Here is a 23008-nt window from a genome sequence, read left to right as displayed (position 1 = left end):
TAAATTCTTCATCAAATCTGACCTAAATAATAATTATTTATCGAAATTAGAGGTGTCCTAAAAAGGGGAAGCCTACAATGGCACGTTTTTAAATAAGGTTAATCTAATACATTGTAGATAAGGAAAAACAAACACTTCACTACTTACTCGGATTGGAATTGATTACCAGTCGTATTTTTTATGGGCATCTAAACGGATGAAAATAAATAGAAGTAGTGTAAACCCCCATAAAGAAGAACCTCCGTAACTAAAAAACGGAAGAGGAATTCCTACAGTAGGCAATAAACCTATTACCATACCAATATTAACAAGAATATGAAAAAAGAAAATGGAAGCTACACTATAGCCATATATTCTTGCAAATTTATTGGTTTGTGTTTCTGATAAATAAATAACTCTGTAAAGAAGCAACATAAATAAAATAATAACAAAAGAGCTGCCTAAAAACCCCCATTCTTCACCTACAGTACTGTATATATAATCTGTGTGTTGTTCAGGAACAAAATTTCCTTGCGTTCTATCTCCTTGTAAAAAGCCTTTTCCAGAAAAACCACCAGAACTAATAGTTTTTTCAGACTGATAAGAGTTGTAGCCAATACCTTTGTTGTCTTGAATCTTTCCTAGTAAAATATCAAATCTATCTTTCTGATGTTGTTTTAAAATGTTGTTATAGGTATAGCTGATTCCTAAAATAAAGAAGATTGCAAAAAGATAGGATCCAATTATTTTTAAAACGTTGAAGCGAAAAAATCGTTTGTCTTTATAAACACCATAAAAAACGACTAATGTGATTATAAGTAAACATGAAATAAGAACCCATTTTGCTTCAAAATAAACTGTTAATAAGAATAAAATAATAGATGTGGTTCCAAATAAAATATAAGCTAACGTAAGTCCTTCTCTGTTTAATACAAAAAAGAAAGCGAAGTATATTAACACAGAACCCATATCAGGTTGTAATGCAATAAAAAAGGCCGGTAAAAAGATAATAATAAAGGCTTTCGCTTGATTCTTTATTAGTTTAAGATTGTATTGCCGATCACTCATTAACTTAGCTAAAGCTAGGGCGGTAAAAGCTTTTGCAAACTCAGAAGGTTGTAGTCCTATTCCTCCAAAGTTGTACCAAGAGGTAGCACCATTAATTTTTTTACCAAATACAAGTACACCAGCTAATAGAACTAGAGAGAGAATGTACATTACACTCGAAAACTGTTTGTAAAACTTGGAATTAAAAAAGAGAATAAAGATGATAACTGGTATGCTAAGCCCTATAAAAATTAGTTGTTTTCCATATTTTGTAGAAAAATCAAAAATTTCTCTGGATTCTTCTGATGAGGATGCAGCATATATATTTACCCATCCAAAACCAACTAATATTACGTAGAGTAAAACAAGTAGCCAGTCAATTCCAGCAAAAATATTATTTCGTTCTTGTCGCAAGAGTATCGCTTTTTTGAATTAATAATTGATTCTCGTATCTTTCTTTAAGGCTCAGGTTAATCATACGGTCTTCAATGTGTTTTCTTGATATTGACTTGTTTAAATACTTTTCAATAAGTAAACTGGTAATGGGGGCAGCAATTGTAGATCCATATCCTCCGTTTTCTACAAAAATAGCGATGGCTATTTTCGGGTTATCTTTTGGAGCAAAAGCTATAAAAATTGAGTGGTCTGTTAATTGAACTTTCTTTTTATTTACTCTAATAAAGTTTTCTACGGTTCCTGTTTTTCCACATATTTCTATACCTTCAATTCTACTACGCCTTGCTGTACCTCTTGTAAAAGTTTCGTGCATTGCTTCAATAGCAATAGGAAAATGTTCTGGTGAAACAGTTGTATTTCTACGAGTTACATAAGTAGAATCGAGATTAGACTTGTCCTGAATCTTCTTAACAATATGAGGGGTGTAAAAATAGCCTTTATTAGCAATAGCTGCGGTCATATTTGCCAACTGAATAGGTGTGGTTTCTACTTCTCCTTGTCCGATAGCGTTTGAAATTGTAGTTGTAGCCCCCCACCTAAAATCATAATTTCTGTCGTAAAAACTTCCATTAGGAATTCTTCCTTTTTGACCAGAGGGAAGATCGTAACCTAAATAATTACCTAATCCAAAACTTTTCGCATGTTCACTCCAAGCATCAGTTCCTATTGTTGGGTTTTCATAGTTGTCTATAATTTTCCTGTAGGTGTTAGCGAAATAAGTATTACAAGATTTAGCAATGGCAGTTTTTAAGCGAACAGGTCGTCCGACAATTCTACAGTGGCACCCCATAAAAGCGTTAGGACGCTTACCGTAACGGTACCCATGTTGACAGTAAAATCCGGTATTTTCATCAATAACTGCTTCTTGTAAACCAATTAAGCCAGTAAGTATTTTAAAAGGTGAACCAGGAGCATACATTGCTTGCAGGCCTCTGTCAAAAGTAGGCATGTTAATGCTGTCGTTAAAAAGTCTTACAGAGTTAGGGGAGCGTTGCCTTCCGACTAGTAAGTTTGGATCGTAAGAAGGAGCAGTGATTAATGCTAAAATTTCACCTGTTTGAGGTTCTATAGCAACAATTCCACCTCTCTTACCAGACATCAATAATTCTCCATATTGTTGTAATTCACTATCAATAGTCAATGTTAAATCCTTACCTGGTACTGCAAGAGTATCGTATTTTCCATTTTTATAAGAACCAGTAATTTTATTTAAGTTATTTCTTTTAAAATATTTTTTTCCTTTAATGCCTCTTAGCTCTTTTTCATATTGCTTTTCAACACCAAGCTTACCGATTAACTCTCCTTGTTCGTAGTAATCGCTATTTTTGGCTATGTATTCGTTAACTTCACTAATAAAACCCAATACATTAGCTGCGGATTTTACGGGGTAATTTCTAATAATACGCTTTTGGATATAAAAACCTTTATATTTGGGTAACTTTTCTTGTAAAAAAGCATAGTCTTCTTTAGCTAATTGCTTTAAAAATACAGATGGAAGCCAACGGGCATAATTTTTCGCTTTTGTAAAGCGTTTTATAAAATCTTCTTTATCAATTTTTAATAGAGAGCAGAATTCTAGAGTGTCTAAAGCCTCAACTTCTTTTGGAATAATCATTACATCGTAGGATAATTGGTTAGCAACCAATAATTTTCCATTACGATCATAAATATAACCACGTTCAGGGTAATCATATTCAATCTTAATTGTGGCACTGTGAGTTAAACTCTGTTCACCTCCGTGCACTACTTGTAATTGAAATAATCTAGAGATATAAACAATTCCAATAAGAGTAATTAAAACTATAAGTAAGAAACTTCGTTTCATGTTAGCTTTTTCCTAAATATAAAACTTCCTAAAAAATACAACAGTAACGTAAAAACACTAGAAAATAGTGTGTTGATAAGTACATTTGAAATGTTATAAAAACTAAAGTTAGTTAAACTAAATAAAATGAAGTGATGAATTAATGTTAAAATTGCTGTATAATTAAATACTTTATCAAAAGATTCATGTCTTAGATTAAAGAGTAGGTAATCTGACGATGTTTTTTTGAATATAGCTTTAAAAGTAAATAAACGTATATAAGCTATGAATACAGTTGAAAAAGCATGAATTCCACCAGAGTTAGAAAACGCATCTACACATAACCCTAAAAGAAAAGCAACTAATAAAAGAGAAAACTTGTTTTCTTTAATAGGGAACAAGAAAATAAAAACGATATAAATGTAGGGGTTTACATAGCCTAAAAATAAAATATTATTTAGAATTAACACTTGTATTAACAAGAGGAAAACGAATAAAAATATTAAGTATACTGTTTTATTCATTATTATTTTCTACAGTTTTTATTTCTTCTTTATTTAAGTTGGTTATTATATAAACATGGCCTAAGTTAGACATATCGTTAAAGAGTTTAATGTTAATACTATTAACCGCAGATAATTCTTCAGGTACTTCTAAGACTGTTCCAATAGGTATCCCGTTTGGAAAAATAGTAGACCTTCCTCCAGTAACTACAGTATCACCTTCTTTAAAAGTTGCTTGACGTGGAATGTCGGTTAGTTGTACAATGTTATAGTTCTTACCGTCCCACGTTAACGTACCGTAGTGATTGTTGTTTTTAAATTTAGCGTTGATATTGCTTTTTGAATTTAAAATAGATTGTACTCTTGCGTATTTATTTGATGCATTATCAGTAATACCAATAATACCTTTACTGTTAATTACTCCCATTTCTTTAGAAACATTATAACTTTTACCTCTGTTAATTGTTATGAAGTTGTCAGCTTTATGAAAAGAGTTTTTAATTATATTTCCAGAAATATAGTTATAATTTTGGTTGAGTTTTAGGGTGTCGATTGTTTGATTACTAGAAATACTATCAAGATACGTAGTGATTTTTTCTAGTTTATTTTTTAGTGCTAAATTTTCTTCAACTAGTACAGCGTTTCTTTCCTTTAAGTTTAGGTACTCTGATATATTTGATGATTTTTGATATAGTCCTCCTGTAATAAAATTGGTAGAACTAATAAATTTACTTTTATGAAAAGAATGGTTGTTAATGATTAATACAACAGCTATAACTTCTAAGAATAGAAAAAATAAGAAATACTTATACTTCTGTAAGAAATAAATAAGCTGTTGCATAAATAGTCATTCAAATTTATTTGATTAATACAGTTTTGTATTTTTCTAAATTTTTAAGCGCAATACCTGTTCCGCGAACTACAGCACGTAACGGATCTTCAGCAACGTATACTGGCAAATCTGTTTTTCTAGATAAACGCTTATCTAAGCCTCTTAGCATAGAACCACCACCAGCTAAATAAATACCAGTGTTGTAAATATCAGCAGCTAATTCAGGAGGTGTCTTTGATAGCGTCTCCATTACTGCATCTTCAATACGTAAAATTGATTTATCTAATGCTTTAGCAATTTCACGATAAGAAACCTGTATTTGCTTAGGTTTTCCACTTAATAAATCACGCCCTTGAACCATCATGTCTTCAGGAGGTGTGTCTAAATCTTCTGTGGCTGAACCTATTTGTAACTTTATCTTTTCAGCAGTAGTTTCTCCAACATATAAATTGTGTTGAGTACGCATGTAATACATAATGTCACTGGTAAATAAATCTCCAGCAACTTTAACGGATTGATCACAAACAATACCAGCTAATGCTATAACAGCAATTTCAGTTGTACCACCACCTATATCAATAATCATATTTCCTTTAGGCTCCATAATATCAACGCCTACACCAATAGCAGCTGCCATTGGTTCATAAATCAAATAGATTTCTTTAGCGTTCATATGACGACCTGAATCTATAACTGCTCGTTTTTCAACTTCAGTAATTCCTGAAGGAATACAAATTACCATACGTAATGATGGTGGAAACAATCTTTTCTTTATGGCAGGAATTTGTTTTACAAATTCCTTTATCATTTCCTCTGAAGCTTGAAAATCAGCAATTACACCGTCTTTTAAAGGACGTATGGTCTTGATGTTTTCATGGGTTTTTCCTTGCATTCTACTAGCTTCATGTCCCGTAGCAATAATTTTACCAGTGAGCCTGTTTCTAGCAACAATAGAGGGGTTGTCAATAACTACCTTACCATTGTGGATTATAAGTGTATTTGCAGTACCTAAATCTACTGCAATATCTTCTGTCATGAAATCGAAAAAACCCATAAAGATTTCGTTATTTATATTTAATTTTAATGTATTCTCACAAATCTAATAAAAATCTGTGGGTATTTTACACTCAGTATAATTAATGTTTAAAATGTCTTGTTCCTGTAAAAACCATAGCTACATTGTTGTCGTTACAATAATCAATACTTAATTGGTCTTTAATAGAACCCCCTGGTTGAATTACACTTTTTATACCTGCTTTATCTGCTATTTCTACACAGTCAGGGAAAGGGAAAAAAGCATCACTAGCCATAACTGCCCCCTTTAAGTTAAAGTTGAAGCTGTTAGCTTTTTCAATTGCTTGCCTCAACGCATCAACTCTACTTGTCTGTCCTGTTCCACCAGCTAATAACTGCTTATCTTTTACTAAGATAATTGTGTTAGATTTGGTGTTTTTACATAATTTAGATGCGAATAACAAATCCTCTAACTCACTTTCTGATGGTTTATTGTTGGTAGGATATGATAAATCATCTAATTTATCAGTAATATAGTCTTTGTCTTGGATTAATACTCCGTTTAAAGCTGTTCTTACTGTTTGTTTAGGTAATTCAACTTTTTTTTGAATTAAAATTACTCTGTTCTTTTTCCCTTTTAAAATATCTAAGGCATCAGTATCATAAGCAGGAGCAATTACAACTTCACAAAATAATTTATGAATTTCTTCAGCAGTAGCTTTATCAATTTTTGTGTTTGATATTAAAATACCTCCAAAAGCAGAGACAGGGTCACCAGCTAAAGAATCAACATAGGCTTGATGAATTGTTTTACGTTGAGCAAAACCACAAGCGTTATTGTGTTTTAAAATGGCAAATGTTGGATCTTCACCTTTAAACTCTTCAATTAAGTTTACTGCGGCATCAACATCTAATAAGTTGTTGTAGCTTAACTCTTTTCCGTGTAACTTATCAAATATAGCTTCTAAATCACCAAAGAAAAATCCTTTCTGGTGCGGGTTTTCTCCGTAGCGTAATACTTTAGAAGTAGTTTCACTAGCTTTATACACAACTTCATCTTCATTAAAATAGTTGAAAATAGCAGTGTCGTAATGAGAAGAAATATTAAAAGCTTTGGCAGCAAACTTTTTTCTATCGTTTAACGAAGTATCTCCGTTATTTTTAGAAATAATATTTAAAAACTCTTCATACTGTTCCATTGAAGAAACAATTACAGTGTCTTTAAAGTTTTTAGCTGCAGCACGGATTAGTGAAATACCACCAATATCAATTTTTTCAATTATGTCTTGTTCAGAAGCACCAGAAGCAACTGTTTTTTCAAAAGGATATAAATCTACAATTACTAAATCTAATTGCGGAATATTGTATTCTTCCATCTCAGCAACATCACCTTCGTGATCTTGTCTATTTAAAATACCTCCAAAAACTTTAGGGTGTAAAGTTTTTACTCTTCCTCCTAAAATAGAAGGGTATGAAGTAACATCTTCTACAGGTACTACATCAATCCCTAAGTCTTTTACGAATTTTTCAGTGCCTCCTGTAGAGTAAATAGTAACACCTAGTTCGTTAAGCTTTTTAACAATAGGTTCTAACCCGTCTTTGTGAAAAACGGATATTAATGCTGATTTAATAGTTTTAGTATTGTTCATTATTGTTGTGTTGTTAAGCTTGCAAAGCTAGTAAAACAGTAGGCGTTACACAATAATTTTTTAAGTTTTTAAGATTGAAAACACCACCAAAAATAAAATAATTTTGGTGGTGTTTTTTTTTACAACAAAATCTTAAAATAAAAAATTATTCTGCAGTTTCTAAAAAGTTACGAAACCAGATAGTGAATTTTTCTACTAAAGATTGTTGAGATTTTGAACGAGCATTAGCATTACCTAATGCCGCATAAGAAGGATGTTCTCTACTGCTCATAATTTAAGGGGATTAATGGGGTTGTTAAAATCAGACCAAATAAAACAAAAAAAAACTTAATAATCAAGTGATTATATAAAAATTATATAAAATTAGCCACTTTTTTACAAATATACTCCAATAAAGCTTCATCATTTTGAGTAAATGGGTTAGCTGTATGAGAATCAATATCTATTTGACCAACGTTTTCTCCATTAACAAAAATAGGAATTACAATTTCAGATTTTACTTTCCATCCACATGATATGTAGTTGTCTTGTTCGCTTACGTCTTGTACTACAAAATTTTCATTGCTAACTGCTACTTGACCGCAAATTCCCTTTCCAAAAGGTATAATTGTATGATCTGTAGGTTCTCCGTTAAATTGTGCTAGCTTTAATTCTTCTTTATCTCCATTCTTAAAGTAGAAGCCAACCCAATCGTAATAAGAAATTTCTGAAGCTAAATAATCACAAATTTGCTGTAACTTTTCTTCTTTTGAAGAATTGTTGTTAACTATTCTATTTATATTGTTCTTTAGTTCTTGTAAATTCATAAAAGTGTTTTTATTTTATTCGTAAAGGGGACTTAAAGCTTACAAAAATAGTTGTATGAATTGTGATAAAAAACAGAATTTCGTTTTTTATAGTTTAAATGGAGTGTTTTAAGAGTTTTTTATGAAAAGGGGAAGGTTTCACGGTATATGTGAGAAAGATTCTTGTAGCTCTATAAAATGGCTTTATAAAAGAAAGCGGAAGTTTTAAATTTAATTTAAAACTTCTGCTTTTATTTTTGTCTTTTTCTATAAAAGAAAATGAATATAATTTAGGATTAAATTATTGTTGAACGTATTCACTGTGCCATACAGCATCTTCAGGTCCATCTCCTTTGTGTCCGTCTAATTGAATAACAAAACTTTTAGCAGGGAAATAAGGAGTGATGTGGATATCTAATAAAACGCGGTCTTTTTGATTTTGGTCTTGTTCTATTTTTATAACCTTGAAACGCTCAATTAACTTAGTAGGTCCTTGAATATCATCTAAGAATTTAACTATTTGGCGACGCAAATCAGCCTCAGTTCTAGAGCTCCAGTTTTCAAATGCACGTCTATTTAAGAAATCAAATAATACTTTTGTTATATGGTCAAATACTCTTACAACAGAGTAAGTCTGTAATCCTAGGTTATCTCCGTTAAATAAAGTTTTAGCAGAAAATGCCATTACTTTACTGTATTCATTTACCATAGGAACAAGTCCCATTTTTTCAATTTCTGAAATTTCACTCTTTTTAAGGTCGAATCGTACGCTTTCTACTTCGTTAATACCACCAAATTTTTTACCTGCTACTACTTGAGACATTAAAGTATGGTATATTTTACCAGCTAAAGCAGATGATGCGGGAACGTATAAGTTATCCTCTTCACCTACAGCATCCTCTTTCTTTCTGCCTAAAAGCCAGTTACAAGTCATTAAAGTGTTTGATTTGTGAACCTCTCCTCCTGAATGATTTGCGTTAGAGAACATGTCAACAATATCGTCGGCTGTTTCTAAATCTTGAAAATCGGTTAATAAAACAGCTTTGTTGTCATAGGCTATTTTAGACCATTTGTCTAACACTACGTTAGAGCCTAAATATCCAGGAACTACTAAAATAGAATAGTTGTCTTTTAAGTCTAATCTATCAAAGTTTTGTTTAAACTCATTTGATACATAATCTATAAAAAGAGGGTTTTCTAAATCTTTTAGTTGACTTAAATCGGCATTTAAGATAGTGATGTTTTTTACTTTATCTTTTTCAGTGTTTTTGTAGAATAAAGCTACAGATCTATATGAAGTTTCTAATTCCTTAGTTCTTTCTAAGGTTTTCTTAAGATTGTAATTTAAAACTCCTTCTATACTGGTAGACTTTTCTTTTGCCGTATCACACATCGATTCGATGTTTTCACTGCTTTTAAGAATTTCTAACCAAACAGAAAGTCTGTTTTTTAAGTTTTTTCTTTCTCCTTTCCACTGCTCGTCATTTAAAAATAGACTTTTTCTAGCTTTTCTTTTAGGGTTTAAGTTAGAGTATCCATCAACGATGTTTTCAATAAAAGAGAAACCTCCGTACTCTTTTATACCATCAATAGCGCTCGCTACTTCTTGACTAGGGGATTGTTGTTTAACCGCTTCTGACTGTTGCGTTTTTACTTTTGTAGACATAGCTAATTATGTTTTTTGTTTTTATTGTTCAGCTTGATCGATTTCTTTAATAGATTCTTCTAAAATCTTAATAAATGTATCTTTTGTTTCGGGGTTACTAAGAGCTTTCATTAGTGCTCTGTTAGAAGATAATTGTCTTGAAATTCTTAAGTACTGATCCTTTTCTATATCAAGTTTATTTAGAAAAGAGCTATTAGCCTTAATGTTCTCAACGTTAAAATCACTTAAATTATTGAAGTTTAAAGATTCTTTAACATCAGCGCCATTTTCATCGGTGTGTTCAAGTTTTACAGAAGGTGAAAACTTTTCAAATACAGCCTCGATAGTGTCTAAACCATAAGTAGCTTCAGGGGTTGCCGGAGCTTCGTCGGTAAGTTTTTGGATTAATAGGGTTTTGTTGGAAGAAATGTTTGCGATTGACTCATTAGCATCAACTTTAACTTCATTACCTCCAATTCCGTAATTGTACATTGCCATAATAATTTTTTTTATTCTGCTACGAATCTATTAAATATTTGATAAAAAAAATTATTTTTACAGAAAAAAATTAAGGAAAAATGAATTATTTGAAGATCCCCCTAGACTTTTCCAGTATAACAAAAACAAATAAAGAGAATAATAGATTGGGCTGTACGCTTGAAGAATCCATAGCTCAGCACCTCATGATAATTGCTACTTCAAAACAAGGTGAGGTTTTTGGAAGACCTAATTATGGTTCCGATATTTGGGATTTAGAGTTTAATCAGTTGGTTAAAATTAATAAATGGGAAGAAAAAGTTAAAGATTCTTTATATTACGCCTTTATTGAATATGAACCAAGACTTAAAGATATTAGAGTTAGTGTAAGATTGTCTGAAATAGATGATGATGCAGAGACTACTGATGTTCATGTAAGAAGAAAAGCAGAAATAAAAGTATTCGGAATAATTATTGAAACCGAAGCTCCATTTAATTTTGCTACACTTTTTTACATCAGTCCTTTATCTCAGTAAAAAAATAAAAAAAACGCAATGAGAGACGAATATTTTATGAAAATTAAAAATCGAATGCTGCTGCGTTCGATGGAACTATGGGGTATTAAAGACAAAAGAAGTGTTGACCCTATTTTAGATTTGTTACTACATACTTTTGCTTATGAAATATCAAAATTACATCAACAAGTAGACGTATCGGATAAAGAGTTGTTAGATAGACTATCTAGGATACTGGTGAGTAACAAATGGTCTTTACCATCACCTTCACATGCTTTGTTGAAAGCACAGCCAGAAGACGATACAACACAACTTTATGTTTCTGATCATTTTTATTGTTCTAAAAGACGATTCGGAGAAGAAAAGCTAGATGTCTTCTTTACACCTATTATAGCAAAAGAACTTATAAATGCTTCTGTTAAATATTTAGGTTATGACGATAAATTGTTAATAAGTGAAAATCAATTTGGTAATATAGAAGACGCTCTTTACTTGCCTCAAGAGAATAAAATTAAAGACTATGAGCTTTGGTTTGGAGTGGAAATTTCAAATGAGTTATTAGAGGATACAAATAACTTATCACTATGTTTTATTTTAAATGATAGTTCACTTTTACCTTTTTTAAAAACAATGAAGGTTTATGATGCTGCAGGGAATGAAATGTTTTTAGATAAAGAAAGCTTGGTGAATAAGAATAATGAAGTTCATTATTTTGAAGACGTTGTTTCGTTTTATGAAGATTGTTTTTACACATTAAATTTAAATGAATCTTGTAAGGTCAAAAAGACGATTAATGAGTTGTTTGGAGAACAAGATGACTTTTTTATTGAGCCAGAAGATTTAAATCAAAAACTGTTGTGGTTTAAAGTTAAACTCCCAGAAGTTTTTTCTAAAGATAAGCTGAAAGGAATTGAAGTAAGCTTAAATACCTTTCCTATCGTTAATAGAAAGTTAGAATATAAGCAGCATAATTTTAGAAAAAATGGAAGAATTTTATCTGTACTTAGTGAAGGAGTAGATTATTTTTTAAACATTGAAAGTTTAAATGATGATAAAGGAAATAGTTATGCTAACGTTATAGGGAATTCTACCGAAAGCCTTGAAGGAGGTTACTCATTATATTTTGGAGATATAGGAAGGTTTGATACGAGAAGTGCTAAAATGATGTTGAGTAAAACTTCTCAAACAGTAAGAGAAGAAGGAAGTGCTTTTTCTTCCATAGGTTATGATATTATACAAGCATATTTAGACGACCTGCATGAGAAATTAGACGAAATTGATAAGAAGATTCATTTAGAGTTTGGAGAGGTAAATGCAAATAATGATAAAACTTTCTTATTAACCTACCCACATAAAGAAGCTTTTAATTATGAATTTCAGTATTGGTTGACTAATGCTAGTCAAGCAAATGGCATTACTACTAGTTATACTTTTAATCAATATAGAACAGGTAAGTTTATTGATAGTAAGATTAAACTAAAAACGGAAACGATAGGAGGTTATATTAGAAAAGAAGAGCATGACAAAATAAATGGTTTACGCTATGGATTACTTACAAGGGAAAGAATTGTAACAAAAGAAGATGTAAAAAGCTTTGTAAATAGTAAAATAGGACGTTTTGTTGAAGATGTTTCTATAAAAGATGGTGTTGCCATATCAAAAGAAAAGAAAAAAGGGTTAATAAGAACCACTGATATACATATAAAAACTAAAAAAGAGTTAATTTCTGTAGAGAAACAAAACCTTTTCAGTTATTATCTAGAAAAGGAGTTAGAAAAAAAATCTATATCAAATATAACTTATAAAGTATTTTTTATTTAAAAATGATGGAAAAAGATTACAGTTCAAGCGCTTTATCAAGTATAAAAAGAGCTAAAAGTATTGCCTACAAAGAAAAACAAAGTACTTACGGTGTCAGCCACTTAGTAACATCATTAATTAATGAGCCTACTGGTTTAGAGGAGATTATTGATGGTATGGGGAAGGATGCTAATTACATCTTAGAATGGTTTGAAGTAATGAAAGAGATGTACAAGTCAACTCCGCTACAAGCTTCTGGGGATGTACATCCAGATAGTGAGGTTGCTAAGGTTTTTGAAGAGTCTGAACGTTCAAAAATCAAATTAGGAACAGAAAATATTGATGCGTTATGCATTTTTACAGCGGTAGTAAGAGAAGGTGTTGTATATTCTGGTCAACAAATAGAAACACTTGGAATAACAGAGCAAGAAATACTAAAGCAGTACAATGCAAATACCCCTACTTTTTTAGAGTCAAATACCAAAGAAAATATTTCTACTATAAGTTCATATATTGAAGATCTTCAGACACAAGAAGTAATTCAAAAAGGAAATTTAATTTTAGGAAGAGAAAAGGAAGTACGATTAATTTTAGAGAATTTTGAAAGATCTGAAAGCAAAGGTGTTATTCTAGTAGGAGAATCTGGAATTGGTAAAACAGCGACAGTAAATTATTTTGTAAGAGAATTAAGTAATAGTACTGATGAGTATTTAAAAAGTCATTTGGTGTTTAAGCTTAATGTTCCAAAATTATTGGCTGCAGCAAGTTCAGAAAATGATGTAAATAAAAAGATATCAGAGTTATTTGAGAAGTTAGAATCTATTGATACTCCATCCATATTGGTGATAGATGATCTTCATGTATTACTTGAAAATTCTTCTGGTAAAACAAATGCTATTGTTAACATTTTAAATGCTCAATTAAGTGGAGGACGAATTAATATGATTTTTACAATTAATTCAGATTCTTACCGAAAAAGTCTTGAAAGACACCCTGTAAATGGCAAGTTGGAAATCTTGAAATTAGAGGAGTTAGGAGACTTGGAAATGTTGAAATGCTTGCATAGACATAAAAAAAGACTTGAAGTACATTTCGATATTAAAATTTCAGATAAGGCAATTGAGGAATCTATACATCTTTCAAAAAGATATTTTAAAGAAAAGAAGTTACCTTATGGTGCAATAGATTTAATAGATAAAACTGTAGCAGCTGTAAAGATGAGCAACGCTACGGTATTGACAGAGGTTAGAAAAATAGAAAAAGAGTTTAATGAAGTTAAGGACTCAGAAAAATTTGATTTTTCAGATTTACAACTAATATACAATACTATTTACAGAAAAGTTAGTGTTATTCAAACCTCAAAAGTTACCAAGTCATTTAATTTAGTGTCTGATAATCCAGATTTACAAGAAGAAATATCTAAGGTTGATGAATTCTTATCAATGTTAAAAGAGTTAGCTAAGACGCCTATTGATATTGTAAGTGAAATGAATATTGAAGCTGTTGTATCAGAAATTACAGGCATTCCTTTAGGAAAAATTCAAACAGAAGAAAAAGAACGTCTTTTAAATATAGATAAAAAGTTACAAGAAAGAGTTAAAGGGCAGTCAAATGCTATTCAAACACTCTCTGACGCTATTATTGAATCACGAAGTGGACTTAGTAATCCGAAACAACCAATAGGTTCTTTTTTCTTTTTAGGCCCTACTGGAACAGGGAAAACTGAATTAACTAAATCATTAGCAGAGTTGCTTTTTGATGATGAAACTGCAATGATTCGTTTTGATATGTCTGAATTTAAAGAGGAGCACTCAGCAGCATTACTTTATGGAGCGCCTCCTGGTTATGTAGGTTATGAAGAAGGAGGAATGCTAGTAACTAAAATTAGACAACGCCCATATTCAGTAGTTTTATTTGATGAAATTGAAAAAGCACATACTTCTGTTTACGATGTTTTTCTTCAGTTAATGGATGAAGGTGTGATTCATGATAAATTAGGAAGAGAAGGGGATTTCTCTAATGCTATTGTCATTTTTACATCTAACATAGGTAGTCAATGGATTGCTGAACAAATAACAGAAGGAAAAACTCCAACTTCAAATGAGTTAATAGAGGTGATGGCACAACATTTTAGACCCGAATTTTTAGGAAGGTTAACAGAAGTAGTTCCATTCGCTCCAATTAACCAAAAAGTAGCACAAGATATTTTAGTAATACACTTTAATAAGCTTAGAAAGCAATTGGAGCAACAAAAACAAATAGTGTTAGATATTTCTGACGAAGCTTTAGAGTTCTTATCAAAAAAAGGATTTTCTCAAAAGTATGGAGCTAGACCTATTGCTGGAGTTGTAAGAACATATGTGAAAAAGATAATATCTAAAATGATAGTTTCTGAACAAGTGAATAAAGGAGATCATGTATTATTAGATTATAAAAACAATAATCTTGTATGGGAGCTAGTGTAAAAGAAAGCGATGTCGTTGTTGGTGAACTTGTTCGCAATATGGCATCTAATTTTATTGGAGAAGTTTTTGTAGAAGAGCTAGAGTTTTTACTAGATAAAGATGTTTCTGAGAGGCTAATTGTAAGAAACCATGGAATGAATAGTAGAGCTCAATCTAAAGATATTTTATCTGTTGACTCAAATTTTATAGCTAAAGATACAGGTTTCGAGGAAAATTTAGTTGTTAACCTGAGTAGAAATAGTATATATCATCAACTACCAGAAATTTTGTTTTATCCACTTTCTTTAGGAGTTAATTCAGATAACAAAAAAGAAGTGATTGATACTATTCGAAAGAATAGAGAAAAAGAAAAAGGAGATATTAACTTTTTTACTCTTTTTGATACTGAAATATTTAAAGAAAGAGTTAGGATTAATAATAGAAGTTTAAATTTTTTCTCAGACAAAAAATCAAAACAGAATCTATTAAATATCTTCAAGCAAATTATAGGTTCTGATTTGCTAGTTTCAGACGAGTCTTTATATAAGCTATTCCTTAACTTATGTAAATCTGAGTTCTTTAAAGAAAACTTAGCGGAGTTGGAAAAATTAATACAGGTAGTTTTAGGCTTAAAAGTAAAGCTTAATTATGTGCCATGTGTTATAAAAGAGTCACCTTTTTTAAGTTTAGGAGACGCAGTTTTAGGGGTTGATTTAGGCTTGAGCGGTGAGATTTATAGTGAGATAGATGATGTTAAAGTAGTTGTAGTGTTAGAAAAAGAAGTAGAGAACTTTAACGTTTTAGAAAAAAGTGTTCTACAAATAAAAGAAGTGTTGAGCTTCTTTTTAATTTCCTCAAGAAAAATTCATATCACCTATCAAACAAACTCTGATCAATCTTTTGTTTTATCAGAGAGGTTCTTAGGATATGATTCGTATTTAACTAATTAAGAAAAGAAAAAGTTATGAACATAATAATAGTATATTTTTTAAAATTCCTTTTAGCACCTTTAATAGCCATAATTTCTTTAATGGTGTTAAACAATGTAGTAAAAGCTAAAAAGTCTTTTAATATAAAAAAGGCAATTGTTTTAGTATTATTACTTACCCTTATTTTAATAGCTCCAGTTTTTTTAAGTCTGTTAAAGTATGAGTTTGTGTGGGTAGGATTAATACTTACAGTTTTGTGTTACCTTTTTATAGGTGTGTTTTTTATATTTTTTCAAAACACAAAGTTTTACAAATCTATAGGGTTAGATAATAAATTTCACACACTGTTTTTTGTCTTTATAGTAATGGTTCTTTCAGGGTGGTTGTATTACCTAATTTTTGAAAAAATAAGCAATTTACCTTATGCACTTTGGGCAATGTTGTCAATAATTTGGTTTGTGTTACCATTGTTGTACACTATGTCTTTAGGTTATTTTTTAAATATCTCAAAATCATTTTATAAAGCTTGGAATGTTTCAGATAATGGAGCTACAGATATGTATTGGGATAATGTAGATGTTTTTAAGTTAATACAAGTTACCGTAAAGATTAAAAGAAACCCTGATGATAAAAACTACAGTTCCTTTTCAGTGAAATTACCTATGGAGGTATCAGTAGGTATGTGGTTTAATCGTTTTATTGAAGATCAAAATTTTAGATTCCCTGATAGAATGATTGATACTTACTTAGATGGAGAGCCTATTGGTTGGATATTCTATACTAATAAATGGTTTAATTTCCCTCTATTCACAAAAGTTTTAGACGCTGAAAAAGACGGTAAATTTAACAGAATAAGAAATAAACAAACTATATACATAAGAAGAACTGCTTTAAATACTATTGATGATGAATAAGAAAAATAATAAAATGAATTATTTACCAATAAATTGGACTGACGGAGTAAAAATATCTGCTGAACATTTTTTTAAAAACTATAATAATACAATTGAAACAGTAAAGGATTATAATTCTGTTTCTCTCAAAAATTATGAATATGGTTTAATTGAAAGTAGTGCTGATTTTGAAAACTTACAACTAGATGTTTTAAGTGATGGAGATAACTCTTTAGTAATAAAACTCAAGTCATGTAATGCGATTACAGAAAAAGGATACAGAATTATGTATCACCGCGATTTGTATGGAGCAAACTCACCATCAGTAACTCTAAAAACATCTGATTTTGATAAAACAGAAAGTGAAGAGTTTTATATAATGTTGTCTTTATCTCCTTTTGAATATTTACCAGTAGGTGTGCCAGATCCTGAAGTAGTACCCTTACATCATCCTAATGTATTACCAAAATTAGAGTTACATACGCTTCCTGTTTCAAAAATTAATACCAGTTTTTTAAAAGAGCACTTTTTAGTTATAGGAAAGGTTTTATGGACGAATGGATTGTTTTCAATTGATGAAGGTTATGTTCCGCCAGTAGTTAACTTAGCGTCTAATGAAAGGTTAGAAGGCTTTGGTAAAGGGTTATTACAAGTACTTATCAAGTCTAAAAATTATTCTATTAAAATTTTCAAAAAGAACAACGGACAAAAAAGTAGTAATAAGTTAGTTTCTAATACTTTTTTAATCTGTGAAAAGCTGCAAGAGTATTACAGTGATAATATCTTTAATTTAGAAAATATTTCTGTTAATAGCTCTCCTATGTATTTGGTAGATAGGTTAGTTGTGCTAGCAAATAAACTTTCTATTTGTTTAAGTATAATGGATGATAAAGAAAAAGAACAGTTACTACAGTATTATTATCAATGGACAGATATAAAACCTTCTGATTTTCTAGATTCTATAGTAGATGCTGTTAATGTGAAATACAATCATATGGAAATATCTGAAACGTTTGATGTGTTAAATAGGTTTGTAGCTATGTTAGAGCGTGTATTTAAAAAGATGAGTGAATTAGAGTATATAGGACAAAGAAAAGACAATATTGTAATTAACGAAGAGTCTAAATCGCAGTTCAACAGAAATAGAGGAGGAAACAGTTCTTGGAGTATAATTGATTAATATAAATTTCTTATGAAGGCTTTAAATCACAAAGAAAGGAAAAAACAAATTCTTAAGTTTTTTGCGTCATTCTCTTTAACAGCAGTAGTTGTGTTTTTCTGTTTATATGTTACCTTAATTATAGCAGAAAAAGGAGTTGTTTTAATAGAGAGTAAGCAATCTCATTATAATGAAGTTTTTAAAAAACAAGCAATGTTAAATTTTAAAATGGAAGAGCTTTTTAAAAATTTATATAGCTTAAAAAATAAAAGAAGAAATATAGGAGAGTATAGGCAAATGCAAAAAATTATTACCAATACTAGGGTTGAAATAAGACAGAGTATTGATAGTACAAAAAAAGAAAATAACTACTATAAAATTTACGGTGAGTTTTTATCGGAAATAAGGAACATACAGTCACTTCTTGAAAACTATAATAAAGAAGTTAATACAAGGGAGGCTAATAAAGAGCAGCTAGAAAAATGTAGAGAAAAGTATAAAGACATAAATAAAGACTTAAAAAAAGAATAAGCTATGGATAATCATGAAGTTTTTTGGGAAAAAATAAGGTTCTCGCTCTTATTTATTATAATTTCTACAATAGTATTTATAATTTTAACCAAACTTGTGTTTAAAGTTCCTGTAATAGAAAGCAAAGAGCTGTTAAATAGTATTGATGCTTCAGAAGAAATTTTTGATGTTCAAGAAGAGTACACAAAGAGAATAAAAAGCACGCACAAAAAAATTCAAGAAATACCTTTTGATGTTATTCAAATTCAGGTATTAGATGAATTAGATAAAGAAATACAACAATACAAAAGAATCTACAGAGATAACGATATGAATAATAGATATATTTTTGGAGTTCAATCATCAAAAACGCTTAAAATGTTTTTCGATTTGAGTGAAGAATACAATGCTTTAAAAAGAAATAATAAAGTTTTGAAAGAGAATTTAGAAGAGTGTAAAGCTAACATTTAAATAAAAGAGTATGTCTAATAAATTTAAATTGTCAGTTTTAATTTTCATAGCCTTATTGGTATTAATCCTAGCAATATTCGCACCCTATAAATCAAGGCTTAGTAACTTAGATTTTTATGTATCTGAGTCTAATAGCAATTATCAATTTGAAGTTAACGAAAAACTGTTTTTCCTTTTAAACGATACGAGTTTAGTTGAGGGGAGAAAAGTAGTATGGCATATGGGTAATGGAGATTCCATTGTAAAACCAGGTAATACAGATTATAAATATCGTAAAGAAGGAAAGTACTTGGTGTCCATTAAGATAAATGATAAGTTTATAGTATCAAAACAAATAGGAGTGGTTTCCTTACCTAAACTTTCACCTAGAGACTCTTTGGTAACATTACATGGAGTAGATGAAGGTTATGTAGGAGAAGAATTAGTGTTTTTTACCGAAGGAAAAGGAATAAATACTTGGTATTGGGAGTTTGGAGAAACAGGAACTGTTGATGCCTATGAAGAACAAGTGATTTATAGGTATAGTAAACCAGGGGATTATAGAGTGAAACTTCAAACAAATACATTAAAGTACCCTATATTTCATAATATAAGAATCTTACCACGATTTGAAAAAGTAGAAGAACTAGAAAAAGTAGACTCTTTAGGAGTCGTTCAAAATGACATTAGAAAAAGACTTCAAGCAATAGCAGATAGTAAGGTTACAGACAGGGGAACTTTTTATAAAAACTTAAATTATATAAAAAATAACTATACATGTAATCAAGCAGAAGATATACTCGTAATTGTTAATGGAGGAAGGTATAATGACTTTTTTAGTTACTGCCAAGGTTTACACTATTTAGAGAATAAGAAAAGAAGCAAAATAATTATAAATAAAGTTGAAATAGATACAATTAAATGTTTCAAAAGATTAAACGTAACACAAAGTTTACTAAGATAATAATGCAAAAAAAAATAACACTTTTTATTTTTTTGCTGTCGCTATATTCCTTTTCTATTGTATCACAAACGATAGGGAAATATGAAAAAGTAAAAGAAGTAAAAACGGATAGGTTTAACTATCTAAAAAAAGCAAAAACGAAGCACGACGCTTCGTTAAAAATGGTTTTTTCTGATAGAGATGAAAACTCTTTTTATAAAGGGCCATATGTACAAGAAAAATTTAAGAAAAAAGGACTACTTACCCCGCTGTATGTAATTGATGAAAAAGAAAATTCATATGAAGTAGTAGTAGCCAACCCAGATCAAATAGGGAAACCTAAAGGATTGTTTTCTATGTTTTATGGAGATAAATTTAACTTTAAAGATACAGAGAAAGTAGAATATTTAGGATGGATTCCTGCAAGTAATGTAATAGAGTATAATCATTCATTTTTAGAAACGTGTAATAATAAACCTATAAAATATAAAGTAGGAACAGATAAAACACTAAGACTTTTCGATTTAAAGCCTTACATGGAAGTAGACTCTGTAAATGTGTTTAAAGATCCTTTTTTTAGAACAAAATCAAATAAAAAGTTGGTGTCTAATCAAATCGTGTACCCTTATAAGTATGATGAAAAAGGGAAAGCAGTGTTTGTGTCTGATAAACCTGTTTTAAAAGATTCTATTTCTCAAACAGTAGGTTGGATACCATCAAACTTAATTACACGTATTGGACAAAATCAAGTATATGTTATAAATGACACTGATAGTTTGTTGGCAGTTAGTAATAAAGATACAATTCAACTTACAGGCGAAGATGTATTGTCTAAATACTTATATACAGGATATAAAAACTTAAAAACAGATGTTACTAAAGACTTAATAGCTCCGGTACATGTTTGGAACCATGATAAAAATAAACTTATTAACGTAAAAGGAAACAGCTTTTATACAAAAGAAATAAAGTTTATGAAAAAGGAGTCGAAGGTCGTAAACTTCCACTTTATTTCTAAAAACGAAGAAAGTGAACACCTAAAAAAAATATTAAACTCTCTACAAAGTTTATACATAACCTTATTTCAAGAATCTACCGAAGCTCAATACAGCTTTTCAGCAATTTTAGTCGATAAAAAGGGAACAGCAATCTTAGAAAAAACAAGCTCCTTTTCAGAGTGGATTAGCTTTGTTGAATCTTTTATAGAAAGTAATCAAAACAATTTAGCTGTAGAATATGTAGAAAAAACAATGTCTATTCCCAAAGCAGTTAATTATGCAATAGATAATTTTTCAGATGAAAATAAACGTTTTGAAAACAATTTCTTCATCATTGCTTCAAGTAAAGAAAACACAAATGATATTAAAAGACAAAAAGATGCTTTTTTTGAAAAAATAGCTAAAAAATCACCTAAAATTATTTTTGCGCAATTAGACAATAATAAAAGTGTAAGATCTCAGAATTATATATTAGGAAGCAAAGAGTTTTTGTATAAAACAGGGAAATATTATAATGAATTTATCAAGAATTTTATTGTAGATAATGAAATTATTGTAGAAAACAATATCCTAAAAAAAATACCTGCAGACGAAGATAATATTTATGTGTACGATGCTCCAGATAATAGTTTGTTTAATGGAGGCGTTATTTTTCCAAGAATAGAAAGTTCATTAACTCCCTTGTCTTTAGAAAAAGCGATAGATACTGTTTTAAAAAGATCTACGTTGACCAATCATAAACTTATATCCTCTTTAAATTACTTCAATAAAAAACTAGGAGTTTTAAGAAGCGAACCAAGTGCGACGATAAAAACAAGATACAAAGAGCTAAATACAGACAGTTTACGTCTTTTTCAATTAAGCAGAAACAATTTACACGAAGTATTATACCAAAAAGTATCATTGCTTAACGATAGTATTATAAAAAAAGGCTATGTTTTTGATAAGGATGAAATTATAGAATTAATAGAAAATTATCGCAGTACGTTTCCTCAAATGGCAAAACCCATTACAAGAAAAAAGCGAAGAATAATAAAACGTTTGTACCAAAAACAGATAAAAATACTAAACAAAACAGCGTATAGATATGTTTTAAGTAGAAAAGCAACAATCGCGGACTTATTTTACTTTAAATCAGGAATTCCCTTGAATCATAAAGGTTATTACTGTTTAGGAATATATAAATTACCAAGAAAAAGAGTAGGGAAAAATGGTTTTGAAAAATTTTATTTTCAACAGTATGAAAAAATAGATAAATTAGAGGAATTATTTTTAAAAAATAAGTTGCAAAAAGTAGAAGAAGGTTATAAAAGTGAAGTGTACTTTATACCTTTAGAACTATTGCCCTAGTTAATAGTTAGAAAGAACCCCGAAAATTGCCCAAAAATGAATGTAAAAGCAAAGTTGTTTGTGTGTGGAGAAGAACGAGAGTTACTCACTACAAACTTAAACTACAATCGACTTATTGATTGGAACGGAAAACCTACCTCTGCCTTAATGGGAGGAATCATCTCAGTTACATTTGAATCGCAAATGTACGATGATAGTTTTTTAGAATGGATTATTGCCGACAGAACCGAGAACAAAAAAATACCATATCCTTTTGACTTATATCAGTTAAGAGACGGTAAAATTGTTTTTTATCAAGATGATTATGACGGATTAGAAATTTTTGAATACAACTTTCAAGATGGTACACTCATCAATTACCATGAAAAGTTTTGTAATCAGTCAGGTATGCAGGTAACTCTAACCATATCTCCAGCAATGCAAGACTATCGATTTTTTAATAACTCTAGCTGGAGTAAAAAAAGTACCACACGCTATATAAAACACTGGCAAGAAAGTTTTATACCAATAAAAGAAGCTGCACCATACAAAGCTAAAGAAGATACAACACCGCGCTTTACCTGTTATTATACCGACCTTGAAGGTAATAAACAAGCAGAACCACATACAGGAGATGAAGTGTACTTAGTATTGAAAACAGAAAATGCTATAGGACAAACAATAGATATTGATTTAAGTAACCATACAAAAGATTTTGTATATAACGATAAGGTTATAGAAAACGATATTATAAAAGATTTTAAGGTAACTAGTAGTGAACATAAATTGAAGTTAAAAATTGTAGCACAACAACCAGAGCCTATAAATATTGAATAAAAATAGCTAA

The 23008-nt window shown here is 30.1% G+C and carries 21 protein-coding genes; 11 read left to right on the top strand and 10 right to left on the bottom strand.

Annotation, left to right across the window (positions count from 1 at the left end):
* Positions 1 to 162: 162 nt before the first annotated feature.
* The 10 genes from rodA to Q4517_RS13770 all read right to left on the bottom strand — a co-directional run bounded on the left by rodA (position 163) and on the right by Q4517_RS13770 (position 10212).
* Positions 163 to 1440: a rod shape-determining protein RodA gene (gene rodA, locus Q4517_RS13815; protein WP_303510540.1), complete on the bottom strand. Its 1278-nt coding sequence runs from the start codon at positions 1438 to 1440 to the stop codon at positions 163 to 165.
* On the bottom strand, positions 1421 to 3307 hold the full coding sequence (mrdA, locus tag Q4517_RS13810) for a penicillin-binding protein 2 (RefSeq protein WP_303510537.1): 1887 nt from the start codon (positions 3305 to 3307) through the stop codon (positions 1421 to 1423). Before mrdA ends, rodA begins: the two co-directional genes overlap by 20 nt.
* Positions 3304 to 3810 carry a rod shape-determining protein MreD gene (gene mreD / locus Q4517_RS13805; protein WP_303510534.1) on the bottom strand — a complete coding sequence of 169 codons (507 nt, stop codon included), beginning with the start codon at positions 3808 to 3810 and terminating at the stop codon, positions 3304 to 3306. The genes mrdA and mreD overlap by 4 nt, the downstream gene beginning before the upstream one ends.
* Positions 3803 to 4630, bottom strand: a complete 828-nt coding sequence (gene mreC / locus Q4517_RS13800; RefSeq protein ID WP_303510532.1) for a rod shape-determining protein MreC — start codon at positions 4628 to 4630, stop codon at positions 3803 to 3805. The genes mreD and mreC overlap by 8 nt, the downstream gene beginning before the upstream one ends.
* A gap of 16 nt (positions 4631 to 4646) precedes the next feature.
* Positions 4647 to 5675 carry a rod shape-determining protein gene (locus tag Q4517_RS13795; protein ID WP_047790403.1) on the bottom strand — a complete coding sequence of 343 codons (1029 nt, stop codon included), beginning with the start codon at positions 5673 to 5675 and terminating at the stop codon, positions 4647 to 4649.
* 82 nt (positions 5676 to 5757) lie between these two features.
* Entirely contained in the window at positions 5758 to 7284 is a 1527-nt protein-coding gene (gene purH, locus Q4517_RS13790; protein WP_303510527.1) for a bifunctional phosphoribosylaminoimidazolecarboxamide formyltransferase/IMP cyclohydrolase, read from the bottom strand.
* Positions 7285 to 7429: 145 nt separating this feature from the next.
* Complete coding sequence (locus Q4517_RS13785) at positions 7430 to 7555, bottom strand: hypothetical protein (protein WP_262510991.1); 126 nt, start codon at positions 7553 to 7555, stop codon at positions 7430 to 7432.
* An 82-nt stretch (positions 7556 to 7637) separates the two neighbouring features.
* Positions 7638 to 8090: a GAF domain-containing protein gene (locus tag Q4517_RS13780; protein ID WP_303510520.1), complete on the bottom strand. Its 453-nt coding sequence runs from the start codon at positions 8088 to 8090 to the stop codon at positions 7638 to 7640.
* 280 nt (positions 8091 to 8370) lie between these two features.
* A complete protein-coding gene (locus tag Q4517_RS13775; protein WP_303510518.1) occupies positions 8371 to 9735 on the bottom strand; it encodes a DUF5458 family protein in 1365 nt (454 codons plus the stop codon).
* A 21-nt stretch (positions 9736 to 9756) separates the two neighbouring features.
* Entirely contained in the window at positions 9757 to 10212 is a 456-nt protein-coding gene (locus tag Q4517_RS13770; RefSeq protein ID WP_099215504.1) for a hypothetical protein, read from the bottom strand.
* An 89-nt stretch (positions 10213 to 10301) separates the two neighbouring features.
* On the opposite strand from Q4517_RS13770, the gene Q4517_RS13765 reads away from it, so the two are divergent.
* The 11 genes from Q4517_RS13765 to tssD are packed head-to-tail and all read left to right on the top strand — an operon-like array spanning position 10302 to position 22998.
* On the top strand, positions 10302 to 10727 hold the full coding sequence (locus Q4517_RS13765) for a GPW/gp25 family protein (protein ID WP_303510515.1): 426 nt from the start codon (positions 10302 to 10304) through the stop codon (positions 10725 to 10727).
* Positions 10728 to 10745: 18 nt separating this feature from the next.
* Positions 10746 to 12527 (top strand): hypothetical protein, encoded by a 1782-nt coding sequence (locus Q4517_RS13760; RefSeq protein WP_303510512.1) that lies wholly within the window; start codon positions 10746 to 10748, stop codon positions 12525 to 12527.
* A 2-nt stretch (positions 12528 to 12529) separates the two neighbouring features.
* A complete protein-coding gene (locus Q4517_RS13755) occupies positions 12530 to 14971 on the top strand; it encodes an AAA family ATPase (protein ID WP_303510508.1) in 2442 nt (813 codons plus the stop codon).
* On the top strand, positions 14956 to 15900 hold the full coding sequence (locus Q4517_RS13750; RefSeq protein ID WP_303510506.1) for a hypothetical protein: 945 nt from the start codon (positions 14956 to 14958) through the stop codon (positions 15898 to 15900). Before Q4517_RS13755 ends, Q4517_RS13750 begins: the two co-directional genes overlap by 16 nt.
* A 14-nt stretch (positions 15901 to 15914) precedes the next feature.
* A complete protein-coding gene (locus Q4517_RS13745) occupies positions 15915 to 16793 on the top strand; it encodes a TssN family type VI secretion system protein (RefSeq protein WP_303510504.1) in 879 nt (292 codons plus the stop codon).
* A complete protein-coding gene (locus tag Q4517_RS13740) occupies positions 16783 to 17952 on the top strand; it encodes a hypothetical protein (protein ID WP_303510502.1) in 1170 nt (389 codons plus the stop codon). The genes Q4517_RS13745 and Q4517_RS13740 overlap by 11 nt, the downstream gene beginning before the upstream one ends.
* A 12-nt stretch (positions 17953 to 17964) precedes the next feature.
* Positions 17965 to 18462, top strand: a complete 498-nt coding sequence (gene tssO / locus Q4517_RS13735; protein ID WP_115901750.1) for a type VI secretion system TssO — start codon at positions 17965 to 17967, stop codon at positions 18460 to 18462.
* A 3-nt stretch (positions 18463 to 18465) separates the two neighbouring features.
* On the top strand, positions 18466 to 18912 hold the full coding sequence (gene tssO / locus Q4517_RS13730) for a type VI secretion system TssO (protein WP_303510496.1): 447 nt from the start codon (positions 18466 to 18468) through the stop codon (positions 18910 to 18912).
* Positions 18913 to 18922: 10 nt separating this feature from the next.
* Positions 18923 to 19855, top strand: a complete 933-nt coding sequence (locus Q4517_RS13725; protein WP_303510493.1) for a PKD domain-containing protein — start codon at positions 18923 to 18925, stop codon at positions 19853 to 19855.
* 2 nt (positions 19856 to 19857) lie between these two features.
* Complete coding sequence (tssR, locus tag Q4517_RS13720; RefSeq protein WP_303510490.1) at positions 19858 to 22182, top strand: type VI secretion system protein TssR domain-containing protein; 2325 nt, start codon at positions 19858 to 19860, stop codon at positions 22180 to 22182.
* Between the two features lie 36 nt (positions 22183 to 22218).
* Entirely contained in the window at positions 22219 to 22998 is a 780-nt protein-coding gene (gene tssD, locus Q4517_RS13715; protein WP_303510488.1) for a type VI secretion system tube protein TssD, read from the top strand.
* Positions 22999 to 23008 lie beyond the last annotated feature (10 nt).

Origin of the sequence: Tenacibaculum sp. 1_MG-2023 (assembly GCF_030547425.1) — a bacterium.
GTDB lineage: Bacteria > Bacteroidota > Bacteroidia > Flavobacteriales > Flavobacteriaceae > Polaribacter.
The sequence above is the reverse complement of the archived record's forward strand: the minus strand, read 5'-3'. Positions and strand labels throughout refer to the sequence as shown.

What these genes read in the sequence shown, in the direction of transcription:
- mrdA (WP_303510537.1), bottom strand. Translation starts at nt 3,307, where the DNA reads ATGAAACGAAGTTTCTTACTTATAGTTTTAATTACTCTTATTGGAATT.
- mreD (WP_303510534.1), bottom strand. Translation starts at nt 3,810, where the DNA reads ATGAATAAAACAGTATACTTAATATTTTTATTCGTTTTCCTCTTGTTA.
- mreC (WP_303510532.1), bottom strand. Translation starts at nt 4,630, where the DNA reads ATGCAACAGCTTATTTATTTCTTACAGAAGTATAAGTATTTCTTATTT.
- Q4517_RS13795 (WP_047790403.1), bottom strand. Translation starts at nt 5,675, where the DNA reads ATGGGTTTTTTCGATTTCATGACAGAAGATATTGCAGTAGATTTAGGT.
- purH (WP_303510527.1), bottom strand. Translation starts at nt 7,284, where the DNA reads ATGAACAATACTAAAACTATTAAATCAGCATTAATATCCGTTTTTCAC.
- Q4517_RS13785 (WP_262510991.1), bottom strand. Translation starts at nt 7,555, where the DNA reads ATGAGCAGTAGAGAACATCCTTCTTATGCGGCATTAGGTAATGCTAAT.
- Q4517_RS13780 (WP_303510520.1), bottom strand. Translation starts at nt 8,090, where the DNA reads ATGAATTTACAAGAACTAAAGAACAATATAAATAGAATAGTTAACAAC.
- Q4517_RS13775 (WP_303510518.1), bottom strand. Translation starts at nt 9,735, where the DNA reads ATGTCTACAAAAGTAAAAACGCAACAGTCAGAAGCGGTTAAACAACAA.
- Q4517_RS13770 (WP_099215504.1), bottom strand. Translation starts at nt 10,212, where the DNA reads ATGGCAATGTACAATTACGGAATTGGAGGTAATGAAGTTAAAGTTGAT.
- Q4517_RS13760 (WP_303510512.1), top strand. Translation starts at nt 10,746, where the DNA reads ATGAGAGACGAATATTTTATGAAAATTAAAAATCGAATGCTGCTGCGT.
- Q4517_RS13755 (WP_303510508.1), top strand. Translation starts at nt 12,530, where the DNA reads ATGATGGAAAAAGATTACAGTTCAAGCGCTTTATCAAGTATAAAAAGA.
- Q4517_RS13750 (WP_303510506.1), top strand. Translation starts at nt 14,956, where the DNA reads ATGGGAGCTAGTGTAAAAGAAAGCGATGTCGTTGTTGGTGAACTTGTT.
- Q4517_RS13745 (WP_303510504.1), top strand. Translation starts at nt 15,915, where the DNA reads ATGAACATAATAATAGTATATTTTTTAAAATTCCTTTTAGCACCTTTA.
- Q4517_RS13740 (WP_303510502.1), top strand. Translation starts at nt 16,783, where the DNA reads ATGATGAATAAGAAAAATAATAAAATGAATTATTTACCAATAAATTGG.
- tssO (WP_115901750.1), top strand. Translation starts at nt 17,965, where the DNA reads ATGAAGGCTTTAAATCACAAAGAAAGGAAAAAACAAATTCTTAAGTTT.
- tssO (WP_303510496.1), top strand. Translation starts at nt 18,466, where the DNA reads ATGGATAATCATGAAGTTTTTTGGGAAAAAATAAGGTTCTCGCTCTTA.
- Q4517_RS13725 (WP_303510493.1), top strand. Translation starts at nt 18,923, where the DNA reads ATGTCTAATAAATTTAAATTGTCAGTTTTAATTTTCATAGCCTTATTG.
- tssR (WP_303510490.1), top strand. Translation starts at nt 19,858, where the DNA reads ATGCAAAAAAAAATAACACTTTTTATTTTTTTGCTGTCGCTATATTCC.
- tssD (WP_303510488.1), top strand. Translation starts at nt 22,219, where the DNA reads ATGAATGTAAAAGCAAAGTTGTTTGTGTGTGGAGAAGAACGAGAGTTA.